This window comes from Streptosporangium sp. NPDC006930 (assembly GCF_040635605.1).
GTDB lineage: Bacteria > Actinomycetota > Actinomycetes > Streptosporangiales > Streptosporangiaceae > Streptosporangium.
On sequence record NZ_JBEYID010000008.1, the window covers coordinates 160,723 to 186,693 of the forward strand.

The 25,971-nt window shown below is 70.4% G+C and carries 21 protein-coding genes; 12 read left to right on the forward strand and 9 right to left on the reverse strand.

From position 1 onward, the window contains the following. The first annotated feature begins 44 nt into the window (after positions 1-44). The 7 genes from ABZ664_RS16605 to ABZ664_RS16635 all read left to right on the forward strand — a co-directional run bounded on the left by ABZ664_RS16605 (position 45) and on the right by ABZ664_RS16635 (position 9,237). Positions 45-2,372, forward strand: a complete 2,328-nt coding sequence (locus ABZ664_RS16605) for a type IV secretion system protein (RefSeq protein ID WP_362509635.1) — start codon at positions 45-47, stop codon at positions 2,370-2,372. Positions 2,373-2,374: 2 nt separating this feature from the next. Then, positions 2,375-3,043, forward strand: coding sequence for a hypothetical protein (locus tag ABZ664_RS16610; RefSeq protein WP_362509638.1), 669 nt, complete (start codon positions 2,375-2,377; stop codon positions 3,041-3,043). 76 nt (positions 3,044-3,119) lie between these two features. Next, positions 3,120-4,223, forward strand: coding sequence for a bifunctional lytic transglycosylase/C40 family peptidase (locus tag ABZ664_RS16615; protein ID WP_362509641.1), 1,104 nt, complete (start codon positions 3,120-3,122; stop codon positions 4,221-4,223). A 14-nt stretch (positions 4,224-4,237) separates the two neighbouring features. Beyond that, positions 4,238-4,651, forward strand: a complete 414-nt coding sequence (locus ABZ664_RS16620) for a (deoxy)nucleoside triphosphate pyrophosphohydrolase (protein WP_362509644.1) — start codon at positions 4,238-4,240, stop codon at positions 4,649-4,651. 107 nt (positions 4,652-4,758) lie between these two features. Beyond that, on the forward strand, positions 4,759-6,861 hold the full coding sequence (locus tag ABZ664_RS16625) for a hypothetical protein (protein ID WP_362509647.1): 2,103 nt from the start codon (positions 4,759-4,761) through the stop codon (positions 6,859-6,861). A gap of 75 nt (positions 6,862-6,936) precedes the next feature. Continuing rightward, positions 6,937-8,460 carry a hypothetical protein gene (locus ABZ664_RS16630; RefSeq protein ID WP_362509650.1) on the forward strand — a complete coding sequence of 508 codons (1,524 nt, stop codon included), beginning with the start codon at positions 6,937-6,939 and terminating at the stop codon, positions 8,458-8,460. A 342-nt stretch (positions 8,461-8,802) separates the two neighbouring features. Then, positions 8,803-9,237, forward strand: a complete 435-nt coding sequence (locus ABZ664_RS16635; protein WP_362509653.1) for a MarR family transcriptional regulator — start codon at positions 8,803-8,805, stop codon at positions 9,235-9,237. Positions 9,238-9,376: 139 nt separating this feature from the next. Here ABZ664_RS16635 and ABZ664_RS16640 read toward each other — a convergent pair whose 3' ends face one another. From ABZ664_RS16640 to ABZ664_RS16670, 7 genes are all read right to left on the reverse strand, one after another. Further along, positions 9,377-10,138, reverse strand: a complete 762-nt coding sequence (locus tag ABZ664_RS16640) for a succinate dehydrogenase/fumarate reductase iron-sulfur subunit (protein ID WP_362509656.1) — start codon at positions 10,136-10,138, stop codon at positions 9,377-9,379. A 2-nt stretch (positions 10,139-10,140) separates the two neighbouring features. Continuing rightward, a complete protein-coding gene (locus tag ABZ664_RS16645) occupies positions 10,141-12,048 on the reverse strand; it encodes a fumarate reductase/succinate dehydrogenase flavoprotein subunit (RefSeq protein WP_362509658.1) in 1,908 nt (635 codons plus the stop codon). 9 nt (positions 12,049-12,057) lie between these two features. Next, complete coding sequence (locus ABZ664_RS16650; RefSeq protein WP_362509661.1) at positions 12,058-12,843, reverse strand: hypothetical protein; 786 nt, start codon at positions 12,841-12,843, stop codon at positions 12,058-12,060. A 334-nt stretch (positions 12,844-13,177) separates the two neighbouring features. Then, complete coding sequence (locus ABZ664_RS16655) at positions 13,178-13,627, reverse strand: response regulator (RefSeq protein ID WP_362509664.1); 450 nt, start codon at positions 13,625-13,627, stop codon at positions 13,178-13,180. After that, entirely contained in the window at positions 13,620-15,275 is a 1,656-nt protein-coding gene (locus ABZ664_RS16660) for an ATP-binding protein (protein WP_362509667.1), read from the reverse strand. Before ABZ664_RS16660 ends, ABZ664_RS16655 begins: the two co-directional genes overlap by 8 nt. Next, positions 15,272-16,426, reverse strand: coding sequence for a SpoIIE family protein phosphatase (locus ABZ664_RS16665; RefSeq protein ID WP_362509670.1), 1,155 nt, complete (start codon positions 16,424-16,426; stop codon positions 15,272-15,274). Before ABZ664_RS16665 ends, ABZ664_RS16660 begins: the two co-directional genes overlap by 4 nt. A gap of 160 nt (positions 16,427-16,586) precedes the next feature. Beyond that, the gene (locus ABZ664_RS16670; RefSeq protein ID WP_362509673.1) at positions 16,587-17,519 is read right to left on the reverse strand and encodes a LysR family transcriptional regulator; all 933 of its coding nucleotides are present in this window, start codon (positions 17,517-17,519) and stop codon (positions 16,587-16,589) included. Between the two features lie 280 nt (positions 17,520-17,799). Between ABZ664_RS16670 and ABZ664_RS16675 the strand changes: the two genes are divergently transcribed. From ABZ664_RS16675 to ABZ664_RS16685, 3 genes are all read left to right on the forward strand, one after another. Then, the gene (locus ABZ664_RS16675; RefSeq protein ID WP_362509676.1) at positions 17,800-18,564 is read left to right on the forward strand and encodes a succinate dehydrogenase cytochrome b subunit; all 765 of its coding nucleotides are present in this window, start codon (positions 17,800-17,802) and stop codon (positions 18,562-18,564) included. 97 nt (positions 18,565-18,661) lie between these two features. Next, positions 18,662-20,590 (forward strand): fumarate reductase/succinate dehydrogenase flavoprotein subunit, encoded by a 1,929-nt coding sequence (locus ABZ664_RS16680; protein WP_362509679.1) that lies wholly within the window; start codon positions 18,662-18,664, stop codon positions 20,588-20,590. An 84-nt stretch (positions 20,591-20,674) separates the two neighbouring features. Beyond that, positions 20,675-21,412: a succinate dehydrogenase/fumarate reductase iron-sulfur subunit gene (locus tag ABZ664_RS16685; RefSeq protein ID WP_362510055.1), complete on the forward strand. Its 738-nt coding sequence runs from the start codon at positions 20,675-20,677 to the stop codon at positions 21,410-21,412. 198 nt (positions 21,413-21,610) lie between these two features. Here ABZ664_RS16685 and ABZ664_RS16690 read toward each other — a convergent pair whose 3' ends face one another. After that, the gene (locus ABZ664_RS16690; protein WP_362509682.1) at positions 21,611-22,168 is read right to left on the reverse strand and encodes a Clp protease N-terminal domain-containing protein; all 558 of its coding nucleotides are present in this window, start codon (positions 22,166-22,168) and stop codon (positions 21,611-21,613) included. Positions 22,169-22,170: 2 nt separating this feature from the next. Then, positions 22,171-22,404 (reverse strand): RNA polymerase subunit sigma-70, encoded by a 234-nt coding sequence (locus ABZ664_RS16695; RefSeq protein WP_329085846.1) that lies wholly within the window; start codon positions 22,402-22,404, stop codon positions 22,171-22,173. A gap of 115 nt (positions 22,405-22,519) precedes the next feature. Between ABZ664_RS16695 and ABZ664_RS16700 the strand changes: the two genes are divergently transcribed. Next, on the forward strand, positions 22,520-24,208 hold the full coding sequence (locus tag ABZ664_RS16700; protein ID WP_362509686.1) for an ABC transporter ATP-binding protein: 1,689 nt from the start codon (positions 22,520-22,522) through the stop codon (positions 24,206-24,208). Further along, positions 24,208-25,953, forward strand: a complete 1,746-nt coding sequence (locus ABZ664_RS16705; protein ID WP_362509688.1) for an ABC transporter ATP-binding protein — start codon at positions 24,208-24,210, stop codon at positions 25,951-25,953. Before ABZ664_RS16700 ends, ABZ664_RS16705 begins: the two co-directional genes overlap by 1 nt. The last annotated feature ends 18 nt before the right edge of the window (positions 25,954-25,971 follow it).

Genomic DNA, 25,971 nt, shown 5'->3' on the forward strand with positions numbered 1-25,971 from the left:
CCCGCAGGGGACGGCTGGGCAGGCGGATCGCGATCGGGCTGGTCGTGCTCGCCGCCTTCCTCGCGCTGCCGCTGGCGTTCCCCGGCGACACGTCCACGGCCGTCGCCGCGGCTCCCTGTGACATGTCTCCCGACCTGTCACCCGACATCGTCGCCGGAGGCGTGGACGGCCTGATCCAGCCGCCGCTTCCCGACCCGCCCGCGACGGGCGCCCCCGCGGCACAGCCCCCGGCGGCCCAGGGCAACTACGCGACGTACGGCATGAGCGGCCAGTTCTGGCACACCCACCTGCTCGGCTGCGACGACATCGCGGCCGTGATGGGCAACGCGATGGCGAACACGGTCTTCCTGTGGGCGAAGGCGCTGGACCGGTTGACCATCACGACCTACCAGGCGGCGGCCACCGAGGGCCCGCTGGAATCGATCAAGAACGTCGTCGACGACATCGTGGTCCGTCTGGCCGACGCCATGTACTGGCCGTACCTGCGGCCGCTGGTGATCCTCGGCGCCATCTGGCTCGCCTGGTACGGGCTGATCCGCAAACGCGCCACCACCACCGCCGAGGGTGTCATCTGGATGGTCCTCGCGGTCACGGTGGCCGTCTGGTTCTTCAGCCGCCCCGGCGACCTCACGGGGATGGGCAAGATCGTCACGGACAAGACCGGCGAGGTGGTCAACTCCGCCTTCGCCGGGCTGCCCGGCGCGGGCGGGACCTCCTGCCTGCCCGCACCGGGTGAGGCGAACCCGCAGGTTCAGGGCGGCGGATACGGGCAGAGCGGCGTGCCCGGCGTCGAGCAGAACGCCGACGCGCTCTGGTCCACGCTGGTCTGCAAGCCGTGGCTGATGGGCCAGTTCGGCACGGCCGACCCCGACGCCCCCATCATCAAGATATTCGGCGCCAAGCTGCTGGAGATCCAGACGATCGACGCGGCCGAGATGAAGGCCCAGCAGGTGCCGGAGGCGAACTCCCACCAGGCGCGATACGAGACGGAGATCGCCGACAAGCTGCAGAACACGCCGTACTTCCCCCTCTTCCAGGGCAAGGACTGGACGAACCGCCTGGGGGTCGCGATCGGCGCCTTCATGGCCGCGGTGGTCGCGGGACTGCTGATCTTCCTGGTGGCGGTCTCGCTGCTGGTGCTCAAGGTCGGGTTCCTGCTGTTGCTCATCCTCGCGCCGGTCTTCCTGCTGATCGGCGTCCATCCGGGATCCGGGCGGATCATCGCCATGCGCTGGGTGGAGATGCTGATCGGCACCCTGCTCAGACAGGCGGTGCTCGCCCTCGTCCTCGGCGTGCTCGTCTACGGCTACGCCCTGATCATGTCCACGGCGATGCCGTGGGGCATGCAGGTGATGTTCATGGCGATCCTCACGATCGCGGTGTTCTTCTACCGGAGACCGTTCCAGCACCTGTTCTCGTCCATGGACGGGCACACGCTCACCACCCGGATGCTCGGCGACGCGGCGTCCGCGCCGACCCTGCAGCGGGCGGCGTCCGCGCTGCCGCCGGTCGCGGCGGTCAGGGCGGGCCGGTGGGGGATGCGCAAGGCCGAGCCGGTGCTGCAGGCGGCGGCGATGGTCGGCGGAGCCTCGGTCGGCGCGGCTGCGGCGGCAGCGGTCGCCCAGGGCAGGGTGCGTGGCGAGGAGGGTGGTGCCACGCCGAACACGCCGTCGGGCACCCGGGTGCCGACCGGCGCCCAACCGGCGCCGCTCGACACCGACGCCCAGGCCGCGGGCAGGCGCAAGGGCACCGGCAGGCCGGTCACCGCGGCCCGCACCGGCGCGGCGCCGCCGCTCAACCTCTCCGGGGCCGGTACGGGAGGCAGCGCGCCTCCGACCAGGTCCGGAGGCTCCTCGGGACGCGGCTCGGGAGGGACGGGCTCCTCGGGAGGCTGGTTCGGCGGCCGTTCCGGCGGCTGGGCTCCGCAGGGAGGCTCGGGCGGCCGACCCTCTTCGGCGGGCAGGTCGTCGGGTTCCTCCGCCCCCGCGGTGCGGCCCTCGGCGCCCGCGCCCGGCAGGTCGTCCGGTTCCTCGGGCTCCTCGGGCGGTGGCGGTCGTTCCGGCGGGAGCATCTTCGGCGGCGGCGGTTCTTCCCGAGGGTCCTCGGGATCCGGCTCCTCGCGGGGCGGCTCAGGCTCGGGATCGCGTAACGGCGGAGGTTCCTCCCGCGGCTCCTCGGGGTCGGGAGGCTCGGGGTCGGGCGGGAGCATCTTCGGCGGCTCCCGGGGCTCCGGTGGTTCGCGGAACCGCGACTCCGGAGGCAGGTCGTCCGAGGCGCCCCCGCTCTGGATCACCCGGCGGGTGGAGCGCGGCGGGGAGGCCGGTGAGCCGCCGCCGTTCTGGCTGCGTTCCTCCAACCGCGACAAGGACTGACAGTGGTCGAGGGAGGCAGTCGGCGGGGAGCCGTCTTCGCGGTGCTGGTCGTGATACTCGCCGTTGTCGGCGTCTACCTGACCATGTGGCCGGACACCGAGGGGGGGCCGGGGCAGCCGGCCGGTGTCACCCGTACGGTGGCGTCGGGGCAGGAGGCGGCCGAGGAGCCGGCCCGTCCGGCGGCGACGGCGAGTGACGCGCCCTTCGACGTCTACTCCTACCTGCCGATGACCAAGCAGGAGCTGGCCGCGGCGGCCGACTACGCGCAGCGTTTCACCGCCGAGTACGGCACGTTCAGCTACGACGAGGACCCGGCGGTCTACGGCGACCGCCTCAAGGGGTACGTCACGGCGGAGTTCTCGGGGACGCTGCTGCGGACCGTCACCTCACCGGGCACCGTCGAGGCGAACAAGGCCGACGAGATCGTGTCGATCGGTACGGCGCGGGTCAAGGGGATCCGGCAGATCGACAGCGCCTCGGTGACCTTCGTGGTCGTGGGCACCCAGAACGTCACGGCGAGGAGCGGGGCGAACGAGAGGACCGCGGAGTACGCCGTCACGCTCATCCAGGCCGGTGCGGAATGGCGGGTCCACGATCTCCAGCCCGCGGACTCCGGCCAGGAGGGGGACGATCAGCCCGTCGAGAGCGGCGCCACCGGCGGGACCGGATGAGCGGCGAGATCGCGTACGGATGGGAGCGAGCGGGCGGGGCCGCGTACCGGCGGGATGAGATGGGCGGCAAGGTGGCATGAGGAACAACAAGCACCTCCGCCTCGCGCTGATCCTCGGAGTCGCCGCGCTCTGTCTGATCACGCTGATCATGGCGCCGATGATGATGATCAGCGGGTTCCCCTCCTTCCCGTCGATCACCGGTGGCGCGGCGCAGCAGCCTGAGTGCGGAGACACCGGCGGGGCGGCGGAGGACCAGTCGGAGACCGCGACGTCCGACATCCCCGAGGAGTATCTGAAGCTGTATCGCGAGCACGGCAAAAAGGTCGGCGTGCAGTGGAATGTGCTCGCCGGGGTCGGCAAGCGCGAGACCAACCACGGACGCTCCACGCTCCCCGGTGTGCGCAGCGGCACCAACTACGCGGGCGCGGCCGGGCCGATGCAGTTTCTCATCAGCACATGGGGCGGCAAGGCCAAGATCAAGATCCCGTCCACGTTCAACGGCTACGCCTCCGACGGCGACGGAGACGGCTGGGCCGACGTGTACAACCCGGCGGACGCCATCCTAGGCGCGGCGAAGATGCTGAAGCGGAACGGCGCGCCGGAGGACGTGCGACGTTCGCTGTTCGTCTACAACCGCGCCTGGTGGTACGTCGACCAGGTGATGGAGATCGCCAAAAAGTACGCCAAGGACGGAGAGGTCACCGTACCGCCCGAGGCGGACGAGAACTGTGACGAGCCCATGCTGGAGGCGGCGCCGACGAGCACGGTGGCCGCGATCCTGGAGTACGCGCTCGCCCAGCGCGGCAAGCCCTACATCTGGGGCGGTACGGGTCCCGCGGGCTACGACTGCTCGGGGATCATCTACATGGCCTACCGGAGTGCCGGCCTGACCATCCCGCGCACCACGTTCGGCCAGTGGCCGTTCGGAGTGGAGGTTCCCGCGGGGGAGGAGCAGGCCGGAGACCTCGTCTTCTTCAACTCCGGTCCTGGAACGGGCCCGGACCGTCCCGGCCACGTGGGGCTGGTGGTCTCCCCGGGCAAGATGGTCGAGGCGAGGTGCCGGTTGTGCGGGCCGATCAAGGTCACCACCTACCGGGAACGCACCGGAATCGTGGGGTTCACCCGGCCGCTGCGACACCCCCAGGTTCTCGCGCAACTCAAGACACGGGAGCAGGGCTGACAGAATCGGGTGCCATGGAAAAGGTCGTTGTGGGCGCCGCCATCGTCGACGGCGACGGGAGACTGCTCGCCGCCCAGCGGGCCGATCCTCCAGAGTTGGCCGGAGGGTGGGAGTTGCCGGGAGGGAAGGTCGATCCCGGCGAGGACGAGCACACGGCACTGGTCAGGGAGTGCCAGGAGGAGCTCGGCGTGCTGATCGAGGTGGGCGAGCGCGTCGGGGGCGACTGGGCGCTCGCCGGCGGCTACGTCCTGCGGGTCTGGTTCGCGGTGGTCGCCGAGGGCAGGCCCGAGGCGAAGGAGCATCTGGACCTGCGCTGGCTGGCCGAGAGCGAGCTCTACGACGTGGCGTGGCTCCCCGCGGACCTTCCAATCGTCCGGGCGGTACAAGGTCGCCTCAACGATGGGCAAGGTCGGTTCAATAAGGATTGATCAACTCCGCAGCGTGACATAACTGCTACTGGACGTGGCGATGTCGCGTGTCCGTACCCGGGGAACGGAGATATGCGGTGACCGTAAGGTGGCGTGGTGCTGGGTTCGTGTCAGCGGTCGGAGCGGGAGTACTCGTCCTCGGAGCCTCGGGGGTGTACGCCGTTCAGATGGACGAGTCGGCCCCGTCGCCTCTCGACCTGACCACCGTGGCCGATTCGGATGCGTGGGCACGGGGGAGCGGCGCCGAGCAGGTGATCCGCTACCGGATCCGGCTGCGGGGGCCGGGCACCGACGCCCGGCTCGCGGTCCTGACGACCCCCGCCGAGGCGCTCAGGGGCATCGAGTGCCCCGAGGAGACCAGGTCGTCGACGCCCCTCCCGAAGGGGGCGGGGGTGTGCATGGTCGGAGCCCTGCCTGCCGAGGGCGGCTCCGTCGACGTGCTGCTCGCCCTGCCGGAGCGCCCGCGTGATCTCACGGTGTCCGCCCTGGCCCGGATGAGCGGCCCCGACGGCAAGATGGTGAGCCAGCGGGCCCAGAACACGATCAAGAGCACGGACGCGGTGATGCGGCGAGGCGGGGATGCCGCCGAGGTGCCGGAGACGCTGGAGCACGCCCGCGTCACGCGGGAGTCGAGGCCCGCCGAGCCCCGCGGCGGTGTGGGAGCTCCAGGTGCCGCCAGCATGGTCCTCAAGGTGCCCCAGACGGCCGAGGAGTCCGGGGAGGCCCCATTGGGTGCACCCCGTGTCTCGGAGGCGCAGAGGGCCGAACAGCGCATGTCGGCGTTCCTTCTCGATCTTGCCGGGAAAGCGTTCGTCGCGCCGCCCGTCTCGGGTCCTGGCGCGGGAGCGAACGCCGCCGGGGCTCCCGCCGATCAGGGAACGTCGCGGGGAGCCGGGGTGCCCGTGAACCCGCTGACGCGCGCGCTTCCCGGCGCCCCGGGAGCGACGGGAGGCCCGGCGGCCTCCCACGAGACGCGGGGCACGGTGCCGGGCGGGCGTGGGGAGGCCGGGTCTCCGGTGGCTCCCGCCCGGGTCCCTGACGGGGAGGTTCCCGGTCGCCCCGCGGCCCCGCTGCCTCCCGGTGGCTCGGCAGCCCCGCTTCCTCCCGGTCGTCCCGCGGCCCCGCTGCCTCCCGACCGTCATGCGGCCCCGCTCTCTCCCGGTCGTCCGCAGGAGGGAACACGGCTTCCGGACGGCGCCGCGGTTCCGGGCGCCGCGGCTCAGGGTGCCGCGCCGGAGGCCGGTGCGGCGGTGCCGGGTCGGGGAGCGGCACCAGGTCAGGGAGCGGCCGCCATACCGCCGGCGGGAGCGCCCGAGCCCCCCGCCATCCAAGGGCAGAACGGTAGGAACCACTCGGCCACGGGTGCCCAGACGGGCCGCAAGGCGGCCGGGCGGAAGGTGCGCGGGCAGCGGCACGCGGCCGGTCGGCCCGGTGCGCGCGAGCAGGGAGTGAACCCGCAGGCTCTCCTGCGGCAGACGGGTCCCGGCCGGCAGACGGTCGGGCTGCCCGGGGTGCCGCAGATGGGACCCGGCCAGCCGGTTCTCCCGCAGATGGGACCGGGCCTGGAGCAGATGGGTCCCCTCTATCCCGGCTACCCGGGAAACGGGAAGAAGACGGCCGGTGGCCCGGGATCGCGTCGGCCGATGGTCGGGCCGATGCCTCCCGGATACCCGGGGATCGGACAGCCCGCCGTGCCCGGGCAGGGCATGGGGCAGCCGATGCCTCCCGGATACCCGGGGATCGGGCAACCGGGGATGGCGGGGCAGCCCGGCGTGCCGCAGCAGGGTCCCGGCGGGCCGGTGGGCGGCCCCATGGCTCCCGGCGGGCCGGGAGTGGGGCAGCAGCCGGGCGGGCCGCAGACGCCGGGCATCCAGCCGGGCGTACCGGGGGCCATGACGCCGCCGATCTCGATGGGCATGGCGGGGGCGGGCCAGATGCCGGGGCTCGCGAACGGTCTCCAGCTGCCGCAGGCGGGTCCCTTTCCCGCCGCGCAGGTGCCCGTCTCACAGGATTCGGGTCCGCAGGGGGCGCCCCTGCCGCAGGATCTCGACGGCCCGAGCGGTCAGGTCCAGCCGGTCTCCGAGTCAAGCCCGCTACTGACAGGAGCGACGGGTCTCCCGGCGGTAGGTGCGGGGGTGGGGACGTTGCTGGGCCTTCTGTGGCTGCAGCGGAGGATCCAGCGGCGTCGTCGGTCGCGACACGTTTTGTAAAACGCGGATTACTGTTATTTTTGCCCGACTAGTATTTCTTTGGCGTGTTCATGGTTGATTGCACGGAGGACACCGGTGACGCGAGCACGGCGCAGGGCAGCGTTCTCCGCCGTCGCGATGTCCGTCGGACTCAGCGGCGCCGTCCTGCTCACTTTGGCGCCGCTTACCGGATCCTCCGCGGCCGGCGCGACCGTCAGGACGATGGTCATCGAGCCCTCGCAGGTCGAGGGGTGTGACGTCGATCCCGCGGGCCCCTGTGAGGAGCCCACGCCGGTCGTCACCGTCACGGTCACCGAGGATCCCGAGGTGCCGCAGGAGACCGTGACGACCACGATAACCGTCCCGGCGTCGCCGAAGCCCAAGCCCACGAAGACCACGGCCGCCCCTCCGCCTCCGCCTCCGCAGGAGACGGCGGTCGCGCCGCCGCCGGTCCAGGATCCGCCCCCGGTGGTCCCGACCGCCGAGGCCAACACGCCGGAGAACTCGGAGAACAACGAACCCCAGTTCCCGCAGACCACCCCTGAGCCGAACCAGCAGCTTCCCGCCGCAGAGCCCACGCCGTCCGACACGGCCACGCTCGACCAGAGCTCCTCGGGCACCTCCGTGTACGAGATCCGCAACGCGGGTTCCGAGTTCGACGGGGCCACGCTGAGCCGTCAGCTCGGCATCCCGGCGCTCATCCTGGTGCTGCTGGTGCTGTTCGCCGTGCTGATCTTCGAGGGCAGGCTGCGCCGCATGGCCCACGCGGCGGCGATCCGCAGGGCCGGTCCGCGCGGCATGGACCCGATGGCCTACCCCGGCGGTCCCGGTTACGCCGCCGCCGGCCCCTACCAGGGCGGTACGGCCTACGCGCCGATCATCAGCTTCGTGCCCATGCAGATGTACGCCCCGGTCTACCCGGAGGGCTACACCCCCGAGCAGTATCCCCACGGGTACGACCAGACGACGGCGTACATGCCCGCGCCCGGCCACGAGCAGCACCCGGCCACCGGCCACGGTGCCCCGTACGACCCGCGGACCGGCCAGGTGTATCCCGTGCCCCCCGGGCAGTCGCCTTACGGCCCGACGCTCCAGGACGGCCCGACGCCTCAGGGCGGCGCGGCGGCCTTCCAGGGCACCCCGCACCCCGGCCAGGACTCCCGTGAGGGACGCCTCCCGCAGGGGGCGCCGGAGTTCCCCGGTGCGCCGTTCCCGCAGGAGCCAGCCAGGAGCAGGCCGGGCGACGACCCGCTGGACGACTTCCGGCCGGCCGTTACCGATGACGCTCCCGGCCAGGTCCCCTCGCAGGACCGGCCCCTCAATGACGGCCCTCAGGACGGCCTCCCGCCCCTGGGGCGGGAGCCGCAGGGCGACCTGGGCGGGTCGAAGGGCGAGGTCATGACTTTCGGACCCCAGCCTCAGGACGGTCCCGGTCAGGGTCCGGGCGAGGGCGGCCCCGGTGAGGCGCGTCCTGGCGGCGACCAGTCGACCGGGGGCGAGCGGCCTCCCGCCGGTCCCGCCTCGACGGCGATCTATCCGATTCCCGGCCAGGAGACCGGCAAGTCCTCCGGCAAGGACTCCGGCAAGAAGAAGCGCGGTCTCTTCCGCCGCTCCACCTGACCCGCCCCGCCCTTCCGAGCGCGTCCACGGCCTGTGCCGTCCGCCGCTCGGTCGTGGACGCGGCCGGCAGCAGCAGGCAGGGCGGCGCGGCCGGGGGCTAAGACAGCGGCGCGTTGTCCAGGAAGGCCGCGCTCGGGACGATGCCGAAGATGATTCGGTTTCGACGTGATAGGGGCGAGCCGGTTTGGGCAGGAGGAGCGGGCATCCTCCTGCTGGAGGGTCGGCCACTCTTTGTCGCATGAGAGAGACTCTCTGATTTGGAGTCTCTCTGTTTTGGAGAGAACGGAAAGAGGGGGCGCCGTGTCAACGGAGCCGGAAGCCCGCAAAGAGATGATCACGGCCGTGTCCGATCAGGGACGCCTGACGGCGATGCGCTCGGTGCTGTTCCACGTCGGCGTGGCAGGCCGGGCCGGAATCAACGTGACCGACTTCAACTGCCTGGCCCTCCTCGACAAGGAAGGCCCTCTCACCCCTCACGACCTCGCCGTACGGCTGGGGCTGACACGCGGTGGCGCGATCACCGCGGTCGTGGACCGCCTGCAGAGAGCGGGGTACGTGCGCCGCGGCCGGGATGCCGTCGACCGGCGCCGTGTCCTCGTCGAGCTGGTGCGTGAGGGCCCCTACCTCGCGCTGCAGGAGATCCTGGCGGACCTCAACAGGGCCTACGCCGATCTCGCCGCGGACTACAGCGACGCGGAGCTGACGGTCATTCACGACTTCGCCGTCCGCGCCGACGACGTCATGCGGAAGCAGACCCGGCGGCTGTGGCGGGAGTGAGGCCTCCAGGAGCCCGTACGAGGCTCCTGGAGACGGCTGAAAGCGGCCGGGAGAGCCCGTACGAAGGCCCTGCTCAACAAAGCGCGAACGGCGCCGCCCCCGGGAGAGCCCGTGGACGGCGCCGTGAGACGCGGGAAGGTCAGGTCTTCGAGCTGGAACGCTTGAAGATCTTGTTGCCGAGCCAGACCAGCGGGTCGTACTTCCGGTCGACGACGCGCTCCTTCATGGGGATCAGCGCGTTGTCAGTGATCTTGATGTGCTCGGGGCAGACCTCGGTGCAGCACTTGGTGATGTTGCAGTAGCCGAGACCGTGCTCCTCCTGGGCGGAGTCCTTGCGGTCGGCCACGTCGTACGGGTGCATGTCCAGCTCGGCGATCCGCATCAGGAAGCGCGGACCGGCGAAGTTGGTCTTGTTCTCCTCGTGGTCGCGGATGACGTGACAGACGTTGTTGCACATGAAGCACTCGATGCACTTGCGGAACTCCTGGGACCGCTCGACGTCGATCTGCTGCATGCGGTACTCGCCCGGCTTCACGTCGGCCGGAGGGGTGAAGGACGGGATCTCCCTGGCCTTCTGGTAGTTGAACGACACGTCCGTGACGAGGTCCTTGATCACCGGGAACGTCCGCATGGGCGTCACGGTGATCGTCTCCTCCTCGGAGAAGGTGGACATCCGGGTCATGCAGCCCAGCTTCGGCTTGCCGTTGATCTCCATCGAGCACGAGCCGCACTTGCCGGCCTTGCAGTTCCAGCGGACGGCGAGGTCGGGAGCCTGAGTGGCCTGAAGCCTGTGGATGATGTCGAGGACGACCTCGCCCTCGTTCACCTCGACCGTGAAGTCCTCAAGCTTGCCCTCGCCGCCCTCGCCCCGCCAGACGCGGAACTTCGCCTTGTAACTCATGGTTACTCCTTGGCCAGCGCGTCAAAGGCGGCCAGCTCTTCCTCGGTGATGTACTTCTTCAGCTCGTCCCGGTCGAACAGCGTGATGAGGTCGTCCCGCATCGGAGGCTGCACCTTCTCCTCCACCGTGATGCCGGAGGCGTCCGGGGTGAGGGCACAGCGCAGGATCTTGGCCCGCCACTCGGGCGACATGCCGGGGAAGTCGTCGCGGGTGTGACCGCCGCGGCTCTCCTGGCGCAGCAGCGCCGCCTTCGCGACGCACTCCGAGACCAGGAGCATGTTGCGCAGGTCGAGGGCGAGGTGCCAGCCCGGGTTGTAGATGCGGTTGCCCGCCGCGCCGACGCCCTGGGCCCGCTCCTTGAGCTTCTCCACCGCCTCCAGCGCCTCGGAGACCTCCTCGGCCTTGCGGATGATGCCGACCAGCTCGTTCATCGTCCGCTGCAGCTCGTGGTGGACCTCGTACGGGTTCTCGCCCGTGCGCTCCAGCGGGGCGAGAGCCTCCGCGCTCGCCTCGGCCACGGCCTCATCGGAGATCGCCGGCCGGGCCGCGAGACCGTCCACGTACGAGGCCGCTCCGGCGCCCGCGCGGCGGCCGAACACCAGCAGGTCCGACAGCGAGTTGCCGCCCAGCCGGTTGGAGCCGTGCATGCCGCCGGAGACCTCACCGGCCGCGAACAGGCCGGGCACGTCCGCCGCACCGGTGTCGGCGTCGACCTCGACGCCGCCCATGATGTAGTGGCACGTCGGGCCGACCTGCATCGCCTCCTTGGTGATGTCGACGTCCGCCAGCTCCTTGAACTGGTGGTGCATCGACGGCAGCCGCTTGACGATCTCGGCGGCCGGGAGACGGGTGGAGACGTCGAGATAGACGCCGCCCTGGGGTGACCCGCGGCCCGCCTTCACCTCGGAGTTGATGGCCCGCGCGACCTCGTCGCGGGGGAGCAGCTCCGGAGGGCGGCGGTTGTTCGCCTGGTCGGTGTACCAGCGGTCGCCCTCCTCCTCGGTGGTGGCGTACTTGTCCTTGAACACGTCCGGGATGTAGTCGAACATGAAGCGCTTGCCCTCGGAGTTTCTCAGCACCCCGCCGTCACCGCGGACGGACTCGGTGACGAGGATGCCCCTGACCGAGGGCGGCCAGACCATCCCGGTGGGATGGAACTGGATGAACTCCATGTTGATCAGCTTCGCGCCGGCGAGCAGGGCGAGCGCGTGGCCGTCGCCGGTGTACTCCCACGAGTTGGACGTGACCACGTACGACTTGCCGATGCCGCCGGTGGCGAGCACGATCGCGGGGGCGTCGAACAGGATGAGCTTGCCGTTCTCCCGCCAGTAGCCGAAGGCCCCGGAGATCGCGCCGCTCCCGCCGGGACCCGTCTCCTTGAGCAGGCGGGTGACCGTGCACTCCTGGAAGACCTTGATGTACGCCTCGGCGTCGCCGTGGGTCTTCTCGTCCTCCTGCTGGAGCGCGACCACCCGCTGCTGCAGGGTGCGGATCAGCTCCAGGCCCGTGCGGTCGCCGACGTGCGCGAGCCGAGGATATTCGTGCCCGCCGAAGTTACGCTGGCTGATCTTGCCGTCCTTGGTGCGGTCGAACAGCGCGCCCCACGCCTCCAGCTCCCAGACCCGGTCGGGGGACTCCTTGGCGTGCAGTTCGGCCATCCTCCAGTTGTTGAGGAACTTGCCGCCGCGCATGGTGTCGCGGAAGTGCACCATCCAGCTGTCGTCGCTGTTGACATTGCCCATCGCGGCGGCCGCGCCGCCCTCGGCCATGACCGTGTGCGCCTTGCCGAACAGGGACTTGCAGACGATCGCCGTCCGCTTGCCCTGCTGGCGGGCCTCGATGGCCGCCCGCAGCCCCGCACCGCCGGCGCCGATGACGACGACGTCGTATTCGTGACGCTCGATTTCCACAGGTGATCCTTATGCGAACGGGAAGGCGATGATGCCCTTGGCGACCAGGCGCACGTACAGGTCGGCGCCCATGACGGAGAACATGGAGATCAGCGCGAGCTGCGAGTGCTTGGCGTTGAGCTTGGAGACGAATCCCCATGCCCGGTAACGGATCGGGTGCTTGGAGAAGTGGTTCAGGCGCCCGGCCGTGATGTGCCGGCAGGAGTGGCACGACAGGGTGTACAGGTTGATCAGCACCGCGTTGACGATCAGGATCCAGGTGCCCAGACCGCCGGGCCTCTCGATCAGCGACTTCACCGCGTCGTGCGCGAGGACGAGGCCGATGACGATGGCCGCGTAGAAGAAGTAGCGGTGGACGTTCTGCAGGATGAGCGGGAAGCGCGACTCACCGGTGTACTTGCTGTGCGGCTCGTTCACCCCGCAGGCCGGGGGTGAGAGCCAGAACCCTCGGTAGTAGGCCTTGCGGTAGTAGTAGCAGGTGAAGCGGAAGCCCGCGGGAAGGCCGAGGATGAGCAGGCCGGGAGGCAGGGTGTACCAGTCGCCGAAGGGCGCGAGGCCGAACAGGCGTGCGCCCGGCGGACAGCTCGTCGCCAGACAGGGCGACGCGAACGGCGCGTGGTACGGCGACACGAAGTAGCTTGTATCGAAGATCGCCCACGTGGCGTAGACGAGGAATGCCGTGAAGATGATGAAAGTGACCAGCGGATAGCGCCACCACTGGTCCGTTCGCAGAGTGCGCTCCTTGATCTGCGCACGTTGCCTTCTGGCCGGGCTCTCGGCCGTTGTCTGGGTCATTGAGACCTCTCCACCTCCCGCGGACCCCGCTCGCCCAGGTGTCCGGGTTGTATCAGTTGTGCCGCGCGTCCGGGCCATCGTCGCGCCGGGCTCACACGTGCGCGCGCATATTGGTGGGGGATACGTTACGACGGACCTCAGGGGTTGTGTGCAAGGGGTCTCTCACAATTTCACTACCCCGGTGTGATTCCTGTCACGTTCGCCTGCCAAGGGTGTCTCGCCTGCGACATCTCACGAGGTGGACGATCACGGGAAGGTCTCGGCGGACGGGAGGCACAGATGTGGCGAAAGGACAACCCCTGACCTCATCCCCCGCCCGCGCCCTCGCGGGCCGTCAGTAGTGCTGGGTGGAGTTGGGCAGTTTGACGACGGTCACGAAGAAGTCGTCGATCCGCCGGACCACGCTGATGAACTGGTCGAAGTCGACCGGCTTGGAGACGTAGGCGTTGGCGTGCAGGTTGTAGCTGCGCAGGATGTCCTCCTCGGACTCCGACGTGGTGAGCACGACCACCGGGATCCCGCGAAGCTTCTCGTCGGCCTTTATGTCCTGGAGCACCTCCCTGCCGTCTTTCCTGGGCAGGTTGAGGTCGAGCAGGATCAGGTCGGGCCTGGGCGCGTCGGCGTAGTCGCCCTCCTTGCGCAGGAAGGCCATGGCCTGCTCGCCGTCGTTCACCACGTGCAGCTTGTTGCGGACCTTGTTGAGCTCGAACGCCTCCCGCGTCAGCAGGACGTCGCCCGGGTCGTCCTCGACCAGGAGCACGTCTATCCAGCGCAGGTCATTCATCCAAATCTCCTGTGGGAAGGGTCCAGCGGAAGGTCGTACCCCGTGTTGGGGCCTTTTCGACGTTCTCGCCGGGCTCGGTGACTTCGGTGGTTCCGGCGCTCTGGGTGCTTCCCCCGTTTTCCGAGTCGACCCAGATGCGGCCACCGTGATATTCGACGATCTTCTTGCAGAGTGCCAGCCCGATGCCCGTGCCCGCGTACACGTCCCGTCCGTGCAGGCGCTGGAAGATCAGGAAGATGCGGTCAGTGTACTTACTGTCGATGCCGATGCCGTTGTCGGTGCAGGAGAACTCCCACATGTCCCCGTCGCGCCGCACCCCGATGTGGATCACCGGCGGGTCCTGCGAGTGGAACTTGATCGCGTTGCCGATGAGGTTCTGGAAGAGCTGGGTCAGCTGGGCACGGTTGCCGAGCACCTCGGGCAGCTCGTCGTGGGTCACCGTCGCGTCGCTGTCCTCGATGGTCGCGCCGAGGTTGTTCAGCGCGGCCTTGAGCGGCACGGCGGCGTCGATCCTGGTGCGCTCGCCGCCCATCCTGCCGACCCGGGAGAAGTCGAGCAGGTCGTTGATGAGCATCTGCATGCGTTTGGCGCCGTCGACGGCGAAGGCGATGTACTGCTTGGCGCGATCGTCGAGCTGGTCGCTGTAGCGCTGGTCCAGCATCTGGGTGAAGCTGGCGACCTTGCGCAGCGGCTCCTGCAGGTCGTGGCTGGCCACGTAGGCGAACTGCTCGAGCTCGCCGTTGGAGCGCTTCAGCTCCGCGGCCTGGTCCTCCAGCTTGCGCTGCGTCTCCGAGGACAGGCGCCACTCGGCGAGGATGCGGCGGCGCATCGCGTCGACGTGGCCCGACAGCTCCGACAGCTCGGCGGGGCGCTCGACCTTGAGCCTGTGGTCGAAGTCTCCCTGGGCGACCGCGCGGACCTGCTGGTTCAGCTCCGCCAGCGGGCGGAGCACCGCGTACCGCACGATGAGCACCGCGATGATCCCGGCCACGACGAGTGCCGCGGCCACCCCGAGGAGCGCGGCGTAGAGGGCCTGCCAGCCGGTCTCGAGCCGTACGACACCGACGTCGTGCAGCTGGTTCAGGTGTCTTTGGAGCACCGCGAGGGACTGGCGGACCTCGTTGAAGCGGGTGGCGTTGACGGAGGCGTTCTGCCGGGCCGCGTCGGTCTTGAGGGTCGGCACGGCGGCGATGACCTTCTCTGCGTAGTCGCGCCGCCAGGCGTCTCCCGCGGCCTTCAGCCCGTCCACCTCGGCGCCGACCGCCTGCCGCTCCGGCATCCGGGGGAGCAGCGCGGTGAGGGTGTCCAGCGCGGCCTCCTCCGCGGTGATCGCCTTGCGGTACTCCTGGAGGGAGATCTCCTCGTTGGTCCTGCCGTAGGCCCGTACCGAGCTCTCCTGCGAGGTCAGTGTGTTGGAGATCTCCAGCAGGCGCAGCGCCGCCGGGTCGACGACGTCGACCAGCGCCTCCTTCGCCTCCCGCGTCTCCTCGATCGCGTTGACCGTGACGGCGGCCGAGATCATGAAGACCAGCGCGACGCCCACCCCGGCGAACGCGAACCAGCGTCCGACCGGCAGGTTCGCGAACCCGCGGCCGGGGGTGAACGCGGGGAGGGGGTGCGGACTCGAACGGGCGGAACGGCCGGTCATCGTTTTCCGTTCCTGGAGATGAGCACGGTCGCCAGGTCGTCACTGAGCGCGTCGCGGTTCAGCTCGACGACGCGCTCGATGAGGCGGTCGAGCTCGATCCCGCCCTGCTCCTGGACGAGCCTGAGCAGGCCCTCGGTGCCGAGCAGGTCGGGTCCGCCGCCCACGGTGGCCTCGATCAGGCCGTCGGTGTAGAGCAGCATCGACCAGTCGTCGCCGAGCTCGACGTCGATCTCCGACCACTCGATGCCCTGGAAGATCCCCAGCGGAGGTCCCGAGGGGGTACCGGGCACCACGCCGATCTCGCCGTCGCGGATGAGCAGCGGCGGCGGGTGGCCGACCACGTGCATCCGCGCGGTGCTGAGCGTGGGGTCGATCGTGGCGATGCACAGGGTGGTGAAGATCTCCGCGGACTTGCGCTCAAGGCGGAGCACCGACTCCAGGGTGGTGAGCAACTCGTTGCCGGTGTGCCCGGCCAGGACCAGGGTCCGCCAGGCGATCCTGAGCGCGACCCCCAGCGCGGCCTCGTCGGGGCCGTGCCCGCACACGTCGCCGACCACCACGTGGACGGCGCCGTCGGGACTCTGCACGGTGTCCCAGAAGTCACCGGCGAGAAGGGCGCGCCTGCGTCCTGGCAGGTAGCGGGCGTGGTGGTCCAGGACCTTGGTGGTGAGCAGCGGGACCGGCAGCAGCCCGCGTTCGAGGCGGGAGTTCTCCTTGGTGAGCAGCTCGGCCTGGACCAGCTTGCGCTGGGCCAGGTCGGCGCGCTTGCGCTCTATCGAGTAGCGGATCGCCCGCGCCAGCAGGCGGGCCTCCACATCCTGCTTGACCAGGAAATCCTGGGCGCCGGCGGCGACGGCCTCCACGCCGACGTGGGTGTCGTTCAGACCGGTCAGCACGAGCACGGCGGCGTGCGGTGCCATCGACAGCACCTGCTCCAGTGCCTCAAGACCGGTCGCGTCGGGCAGGGAGAGATCGACGAGCACGCATCGCACGTCCTCGGTGAGGCGCTCCAGGCTCTCGGCCAGGCTGCGCACCCAAATGATCTTGGGGGGGTTGTCCGCCTGGCTGAGCAGCTCCTCCACGAGGAAGGCGTCGCCCGCGTCGTCCTCGATGAGGAGGAGCGTGAGCGTTTCATTGGCGGGGGCGGTCACTGACGCCTCTTCGTTGATCGGGAGAACCTGTCGACGCTACGTAGAATAGTGTGACACCGGCACTTAGAGGGTGTTGATCAGTCACCTTGATCCACCGGCCGACATCGTGCCCGTTCCGCACGTGGGGAACGCGGCAAAGCGCCCTCCTCCTCCCGCACCGTCAGCTCTCGGTGATCAGGTCGACCCCCTGCGGAAGGCTGCCGTCGCGGGCGGCCTCGGTGAGGAAGCGGAGCAGGGTCGCGCGGAAGGCCTGGGCGGCCCGGGTGGGCTCGACGTCCTTGCGGTGCGCGATCGCTATGGTGCGGCGCAGTCCGGGAGGCGCCAGAGGTGTGCCCGCCAGCCCGGGACGACCGTCCAGCACCATCGAGGGGACCAGGGCGACGCCCAGCCCGGCCTCGACGAAGCGCAGCACGGCGTCCATCTCGCCGCCCTCCACCGCGAACATGGGCTCGAAGCCGGCCTGCCTGCAGGCGCTGAGCGTGGCCTCCCGCAGGTCGTACCCGCGCCTGAACATCACCATCGGCCGCCGCCGCAACTCCTCGATGCGCGCGTACGGCTTGCGGGCGTGATCGTTGGAGGGGGAGGCGACGACGAGGTTCTCCCGCAGGATCTCCTCGGTGACGAGGGCGGGATCGTCGCTGTGCAGCGGCATGATGATCAGCGCCAGGTCGAGCTGGCCCCGGGCGAGGGTGCGGACCAGGTCGCGGGAGCCGCCCTCCTCCACGAACAGCTCGATGCCGGGGTAGGCGTGGTGGAACCTGGCCAGCGCGTCGGCGAGCAGCCCGGCGCAGAGCGAGGGGGTCGCGCCCAGCCGGACCCGGCCCCGGCGCAGTCCCACCAGCTCGCCGACCTCGCTTCTCGCGGTCTCGGCGTCGGCCAGCATCCTGCGGGCCAGCGGCAGCAGGGCCTCGCCGGCGGGGGTGAGCGTGACGTTCCCCCGGGCGCGGCTGAACAGCGACGCGCCGAGTTCGGCCTCCAGGGCCTTGATCTGCTTGCTCAGCGAGGGCTGGGCGACGCGCATCCTCTCGGCGGCCTGGGTGAAATGGCGGGCCTCGGCGACCGCCACGAAGTAGGCGAGTTGCTGGAGCTGCACGTTTCCCAAGCGTAGGGGGTCGCCGGGGGCAGATGCCTGCCGGGACATACAGGACGTGCGGGTATTTATAGCGCACGGATCCTCCGGTCTCGGATCCGGGGCCGACGGTGACACGGGAGAAAATGGGCGATTGCCATAAAGAAGTTGTGAGATTGCTCGCACAGCGCGGCGATCGCGTCTCCGGAAGCGGCAGGAGCGCAGAGATAATAGCCGCAGGCTATGGAAACCACATCCACGATGACTTGGACGGTGGTAAACCCTCCTACCTAGCGTGATGAACGTGACTGCCACGATTGAGCGCGGATCCGCCACCGCGCCGGTGAAACCCCCGGCGGACGCCCCTGCGAAGTCCACGCGACCCAGGCGGCCAGGCGGCTTCCTGGGCTCCACCAACGGCAAGAAGGCCGTGATGGCCGTCACGGGTGCCGTGATGGTGCTCTTCCTTGTCGGACACATGGCCGGAAACCTCAAGAGTTTCTTCGGCGCGGAGTCCTTCAACTCCTACGCGGCCTTCCTGCGGACCATGGGCGAGCCGATCCTCCCGCACCGCACCCTGCTGACCGTCGTCGAGATCGGACTGGTCGTCGCGGTCGGCCTGCACATGTGGGCGGCGATCTCGCTGGCCCGGCGGGCGCGCAAGGCCCGCCCGGTCAGGTACGCGGCGAGGCGCAAGTCCCGGGCGAACGGCTACGCGGTCCACACGATGCGCTACGGCGGCGTCGTCATCGTGCTGTTCGTGGTCTACCACCTGCTCGACCTGACGTTCGGCGCGGCGAACCCGGCGGGTGCCGGCTCCACCCCGTACGAGCGCCTCGTCGAAGGCTTCGCGCCGTCCCGCTGGTGGGTGACCCTGTTCTACGTGTTCGCGGTCGTCATGGTCGGCCTGCACCTGCGCCACGGCCTGTGGAGCGCCTTCCAGACGCTCGGCCTGGCGAGCCGCCGAGGCTACCGCTCGCTGAGGGCCGCCGCCACGGGGCTGTCCGCCCTGCTGGTCGTCGGCTTCCTCGCGGTCCCGGTCGCGGTCGCGGTCGGAGTGATCAAGTGATCGGAGCCGGGCACGGCGGCGTACGGGGAACGGATCTCCCGTACGGCGGACGAGAAGGGGGTCTTCCCCGAGACGAGCGAGGAGCGGTGAGCGGGGCATGAGCACGGGATACACAGAGGGTGCGCCGATCCGCGACACCAAGGCTCCCGAAGGCCCGATCGAGGACCGCTGGGAGAAGCGCAAGTTCGGCGCCAAGCTGGTCAACCCGGCCAACAAGCGCAAGCTCAACGTCATCGTCGTGGGTACGGGGCTGGCGGGCGGTTCGGCCGCCGCGACCCTCGGCGAGCTGGGCTACAACGTCAAGTCCTTCTGCTACCAGGACACACCCCGCCGCGCGCACTCCATCGCGGCCCAGGGCGGCATCAACGCGGCGAAGAACTACCGGGGCGACGGCGACTCGATCTACCGGCTGTTCTACGACACGGTCAAGGGCGGCGACTTCCGCGCCCGCGAGTCCAACGTCTACCGGCTCGCCCAGGTCAGCGTGAACATCATCGACCAGGCCGTGGCCCAGGGCGTGCCGTTCGCCCGCGAGTACGGCGGCCTGCTCGACACCCGCTCCTTCGGCGGCGCGCAGGTCTCCCGCACCTTCTACGCGCGCGGCCAGACGGGCCAGCAGCTCCTGCTCGGCGCGTACCAGGCGCTGGAGCGGCAGATCGCGGCGGGAACCGTCGAGATGCACACCCGCCACGAGATGCTCGACCTGATCGTCTCCGACGGCCGGGCGCGCGGAGTCATCGTCCGCGACATGGTCACCGGCGAGATCGAGCGGCACCTGGCCGACGCGGTCGTGCTGGCGAGCGGCGGGTACGGCAACGTGTTCTTCCTCTCGACCAACGCCAAGGGCTGCAACACCACGGCGATCTGGCGGGCGCACCGGCGCGGCGCGATGTTCGCCAACCCCTGCTACACCCAGATCCACCCGACCTGCATCCCGGTCAGCGGCGACTACCAGTCGAAGCTGACGCTGATGTCGGAGTCGCTGCGCAACGACGGCCGCGTGTGGGTGCCGCTCGAGCGGGGCGACAGCCGTCCGGCCTCGGAGATCCCCGAGGAGGAGCGCGACTACTACCTGGAGCGCATCTACCCGGCGTTCGGCAACCTGGTCCCGCGCGACATCGCCTCCCGCGCCGCCAAGAACGTCTGCGACGAGGGCCGCGGCGTCGGCCCCGGCGGCCTGGGCGTCTACCTCGACTTCGCCGACGCGATCCGCCGCCTGGGCCGCGACGCGGTGGAGAAGAAGTACGGCAACCTCTTCGAGATGTACGAGCGCATCACCGGCGAGGACCCCTACGCCCAGCCGATGCGCATCTACCCGGCCGTCCACTACACGATGGGCGGCCTGTGGGTGGACTACGACCTGCAGTCCACGATCCCCGGCCTGTTCGTGATCGGCGAGGCCAACTTCTCCGACCACGGCGCCAACCGTCTCGGCGCGTCCGCGCTGATGCAGGGCCTGGCCGACGGCTACTTCGTACTGCCGACCACGATCGGCGACTACCTCGCGAACGGCCCGTACGGCGAGGTCGACGAGGAGGCCGTGGCGGAGGCCGAGGTCGCGGTGCGCGAGAAGATCGCCAGGCTGCTGTCGAACGACGGCGACCGCACCGCCGACTCCTACCACCGCGAGCTGGGCAGGCTCATGTGGGATCACTGCGGCATGGAGCGCACCGAGGAGTCGCTGCGCAAGGCCCTGGAGCGGATCCCCGAGCTGCGCGAGGAGTTCTGGAAGAACGTGAAGGTCTCCGGCGAGGCCGGGGAGCTCAACCAGGCGCTTGAGCGGGCCGGGCGGGTGGCCGACTTCTTCGACCTGGCCGAGCTGATGTGCATCGACGCGCTGCACCGCACCGAGTCCTGCGGCGGCCACTTCCGCGCCGAGTCGCAGGACGCCGACGGCGAGGCCCTGCGCGACGACGAGCATTTCGCCTACGTCGCCGCCTGGGAGTACGGGGAGCAGGGCCCGATCCTGCACAAGGAAGATCTCGACTACGAGTACGTCAAGATGAGCCAGCGGAGCTACAAGTGAGTGCGCCTGACGTAGTGAGCGAAGTGGCTCGCGAGGGACGAGCGATCCGCGCGGCGAACGAGGAACGGTGAGCGAACCATGGGCATGAACCTCACTCTCAAGATCTGGCGGCAGAAGGGGCCCGAGGACAGGGGCCGTATGGTCAACTACCGGGTCGAGGACGTGTCACCGGACATGTCCTTCCTGGAGATGCTCGACGTCCTCAACGAGCGGCTCATCCTGGAGGGCGACGACCCGATCGCCTTCGACCACGACTGCCGCGAGGGCATCTGCGGCATGTGCGGCATGGTCATCAACGGGGTCGCGCACGGCGAGCAGGTGGCCACCACCACCTGCCAGCTGCACATGCGGCACTTCGAGGACAACGCGGTCATCACCATCGAGCCGTGGCGCGCGGCGCCCTTCCCGGTGGTGAAGGACCTGGTCGTGGACCGTTCGGCGTTCGACCGGATCATCCAGGCGGGCGGCTTCGTCTCGGTCCCCGCGGGATCGGCCCCCGACGCGCACAGCGTCCCGGTGAAGAAGGACGACGCCGACTCGGCGTTCGACGCGGCCACCTGCATCGGCTGCGGCGCCTGCGTCGCCGCCTGCCCGAACGGCTCGGCCTCCCTCTTCACCGCCGCCAAGATCACGCACCTCGCCCTGCTGCCGCAGGGCCAGCCCGAGCGTGACTCCCGCGCCAAGGCCATGGTCGAGCAGATGGACGCGGAGGGCTTCGGCGGCTGCACCAACACCGGGGAGTGCACGGCGGTCTGCCCCAAGGGCATCCCGCTGGACACCATCGCCCAGATGAACCGCGACTACCTGCGAGCCGCCAAGTAGGTCTCCCGAAGGCGGGAGCCGCCCCACACCGGGCGCGGCTTCCGCTTTCCCGTTGCCCTGACCGGTGCGGTTTCCGCCTTCACCGTTCCAGGTCGTCGGTGTCCGGGCGTGGCCGCCTGCACTGTCCCGAGCCGGTGACGTGCCGGGTGTGGTTTCCGCCCTCCCGTCAGGGCCGGCGTCCTTGGGGCCTCCCGGTGGCTAGCCGAGCTCGGTGACGATCTCCCGTCGCAGGGTCGCGGCGTCGATGCCCGCGTCGGACAGCACCTCGCTGCCACGCCCCCCGCCCTCGCGCAGGATGCCCAGCAGGATGTGGCCGTCGCCGATGTGCTTGTGCTTGAGGTTGACGGCCTCGCGCAGGGACAGCTCCAGGGTCTTCTTCGCCCGGCGGCTGAAGGGGACGTGGAAGCCGAACAGGCGGCCTCGCCGCTGGATGTCGGGTTCGCGGTCCAGTGCGCCGGGTCCGAAGGTCGCCTCGACCTTCTCCCTCACGGCCGACAGGTCGATGCCGATCGACTCCAGCGCCTCGGCGTCGAGCGCGTCGCCGGGCTTCTGGGGGGTGAGGCGGGTGACCGACCGGTAGGCGCGGGCGTGGTCGAGGCCGTGGCGGCCGAGCACCCGCGCCGAGACGCTTTCCGGCTGGGCGAGCAGGCCGAGCAGGAGGTGCTCGGTGCCGATGACGTCGTGCCGCAGTTTTCTGGCGTTCTCCTGTGCGAGGGTGACCGCCTGGCGGGCCTCGTGATGGAACCGTTCGAACATCGCTATCTCTCCCGTCTCAGCAAACCTCGGCCGCCCGCGTACTTCTTGTGCACCGCCTGCCGGGTGACTTCCAGACAGTGCGCGATCTCCTGCCAGGACCAGCCCTGCTCGCGTGCGTTCTCCACCTGGAGTGCCTCCAGCCGGTCGACCAGTGTCCGCAGTGCCCGTACGGCCCGCAGGCCGACGGCCGGATCGCGGCTGCCGGCGTCGGATGCCAGTTGTGCCGTATCGCTCATGTCTGTCAATTTAGGTTGACGTGATGCGCTTGTCAACCCCAATTGACGGCGACACGCCGGGGAGGCCGAAAATGGTTTGCCGGGCCAGGTCGAAGTTTGTGACCCTTGCTGTGAGATGCGCTCCCTACCCGTCGCCGACCCCGGCGTTCCCGATGCCCGCAGCCCTTTCGGATACCTGTGGTGGGTGATCCGCGCGCAGATGGGCCCGCTGCTCCTCGGCATCGCCTACGCCATCCTGTGGTGGCTCGCGATGGCCCTCGTGCCGTACGCCATGGGCAAGGGGATCGACGCCATCACGGCGAAGGACGTGCCCTCCTTGACCACCTGGGGCGGGGTGGTGCTCGCCCTGGGGATCACCCAGGCCGTCGCCGGCATCCTGCGCCACCGGATGGCCGTCTACAACTGGCTCGCCGCCGCCTACCGGACCGTCCAGGTCACCGCGAGACAGGCGACCAGGCTGGGCGCGACCCTGCCCAAGCGCATGTCCACCGGCGAGGTCGTCAGCGTCGGCAACTCCGACATCGCCCACATCGGCAACACGGTCGACATCCTCATCCGGGGCGGTGGCGCGGTCGTCGCCATCGTCGTCGTGACCGTCATCCTGCTGAGCAGCTCGGCGCCGCTCGGCCTGATGGTGCTGGCGGGCCTGCCCGTCATGGCGGTCGCCGTCGCCCCCCTGCTCAAGCCGCTGCACCGCCGCCAGAACGCCCACCGCGACCTGCAGGGCGACCTCTCCACCCGCGCCGCGGACATCGTCTCCGGCCTGCGCGTGCTGCGCGGCATCGGCGGCGAGCGGGTCTTCGCCGACCGCTACGGCGCCGAGTCCCAGCGGGTGCGGCGGGCGGGTGTGCGGGTGGCCTCGGTGGAGTCGATGCTGGAGGGGGCACAGGTCCTGCTGCCTGGACTGCTGGTCACCGCGGTGACCTGGCTCGGCGCGACCTTCGCGACGCGCGGCGAGATCAGCGCCGGCCAGCTCGTCGCCTTCTACGGCTACGCGGCCTTCCTGATCGCCCCCGTACGCACCCTCACCGAGGCCGCGGACAAGCTGACCAAGGGGCACGTCGCCGCCCGCAGGGTGGTGCGCATCCTCTCGCTGAGGCCGGAGGTGGAGGGCGGCACCGGCCGCTCGGAGGGCGGCCTGCTGCGCGACGTCACCTCCGGGGTCGCCGTGCGCCCCGGCATGCTCACCGCCGTCGCGGCGGCCGTCCCCGAAGAGGCGGAGGCCATCGCCGACCGGCTCGGCCGCTACGGCGAGGGTGACGTCGACTTCGGCGACGTGTCGCTCGCGACCCTGCCGATCTCCGAGGTGCGCCGCCGGATCCTCGTCGCCGACAACGACGCGAGGCTGTTCGCCGGAGTGCTCAGGGACGAGCTCGACGTCACAGGGCGGGCCACGGACACCGAGCTCGGCCGGGCGCTGCGGGTCGCGTGCGCCGAGGACATCGTCGAGGCGCTGCCCGGCGGTCTCGGCGGGCGCGTCGCCGAGGCGGGCCGGGAGTTCTCCGGCGGCCAGCAGCAGCGGCTCAGGCTCGCCAGGGCGCTCACCCTCGACCCCGAGGTGCTCATCCTCATCGAGCCCACCAGCGCGGTCGACGCCCACAGCGAGGCGCGCATCGCCGACCGGCTGGCCAAGGCCCGCGCGGGCAGGACCACGCTGGTCTGCACGACCAGCCCGCTGGTGCTCGACCGCACCGACCACGTCATCTACGTCGAAGGAGGCGTCGTGCGCGCCCAGGGCACGCACCGGGAGCTGCTCGCCGCCCACCCCGGTTACGCCGCCGCCGTCACCCGGGGAGAAGCGTGATGAGCAGGCAGATCCTGCCCGTCGCCGACCAGTCGCAGGTCCGTGCGTACGCCCGCAGGCTCACCCTGAAGTACCCCCGCGACCTGACCGTGGCACTGCTCCTGCACGCCCTCGCGGCCGTCGCGGGCCTGACGGCGCCGTGGCTGCTCGGTGGCCTCGTCCAGGGCGTCCACGACGACTCGGGGGTCGACGTCACCGGGGTGTCGCTCGCCATCGGCGGCTTCGTGGTCGCCCAGGCGGTGCTGGTCAGGTCCGCCGTCTACTTCTCCTCCAGACTCGGGGAGAAGGTCCTCGCCGAGCTGCGCGAGGAGTTCGTCGGGCGGGTGCTGGGCCTGCCGCTGTCCACGGTCGAGCGCGCCGGATCCGGCGACCTGATCTCCAGGACCTCCCGCGACGTCGACTCGCTGTCGCGCACCGTGCGGCACGCCGTGCCGGAGACACTGATCGCGCTCGTCACCTGCGTGATCACCGTCGGCGCGCTGCTGCTGGTCGGGCCGCTGCTCGCGTTGCCCTCGCTGCTCGCCGTCCCCGTCCTGTGGATCTCCACCCGCTGGTATCTCAAGCGGGCCAGAGACGGATACCTGCGGGAGAGCGCGGCGTACGCCGACATGACCGACGGCCTCGCCGAGACGGTGAACGGCGCCCGCGCCGTGGAGGCCCTGGGCCTGCAGGAGCGGCGCCACCGCCGCACCGACGCCGACATCGCCGAGTCGTGGGCGGCCGAGAGATACACGATGGGGCTGCGCACGGTCTGGTTCCCCACGGTCGAGCTCGGCTACGTGATCCCGATCGTGGCGACGCTCGTCATCGGCGGCCTCTTCTACACCCGGGGCTGGGTCTCGCTGGGGCAGGTCACCGCCGCCACCCTGTACGTCCAGCAGCTCATCGACCCGCTCGACCGGCTGCTCATGTGGATCGACGAGCTCCAGGTCGGCGGCGCCTCCATGGCCCGCCTGCTGGGCGTCGCCGAGGTGCCCGACGACCGCGAGGCCACCGCCGCCACTCCCGAGGGCAGCGAGCTGAGGGCCGACGACGTCCGTTACGCCTACCGCGAGGGCCACGACGTGCTGCACGGCATCGACCTCACGATCAGGCAGGGGGAGCGGCTCGCCATGGTCGGCCCGTCAGGGGCGGGCAAGTCCACGCTGGGACGCCTGCTCGCGGGCATCCACGGCCCCCGCACCGGCTCGGTCGCGGTCGGCGGTGTCCCGCTCATCGAGCTCCCCCTGGACGACCTGCGCGGCCACGTCGCCCTGGTGACCCAGGAGCACCACGTCTTCCGCGGCACCGTACGCGAGAACGTGCTGATCGCCAGGCCCGACGCCGACGACGCGCGGGTCCGCGAGGCGCTGGAGGCCGTCAACGCCTGGGAGTGGGTGGAGGCCCTGCCCGAAGGGCTCGACACGGTCGTCGGCTCCGGTGGCGAGGCCGTCCCCGCCGCCCAGGCGCAGCAGCTCGCCCTGGCCCGGTTGGTCCTCGCCGATCCGCACACCCTCGTCCTCGACGAGGCCACCTCGCTGATCGACCCCCGCGCCGCCCGTCACCTGGAGCGCTCGCTCGCCGCCGTCCTCGAAGGACGTACGGTCATCGCGATCGCCCACCGCCTCTACACGGCCCACGACGCCGACCGCGTCGCGGTGGTGGAGGACGGCCGCGTCAGCGAGCTCGGCTCCCACGACGAGCTGGTCGCGGCGGGAGGCTCGTACGCGGCGCTGTGGAGCAGCTGGCACGGCACCTCCCGATGAGAGCGGGCTCGCGGGCTT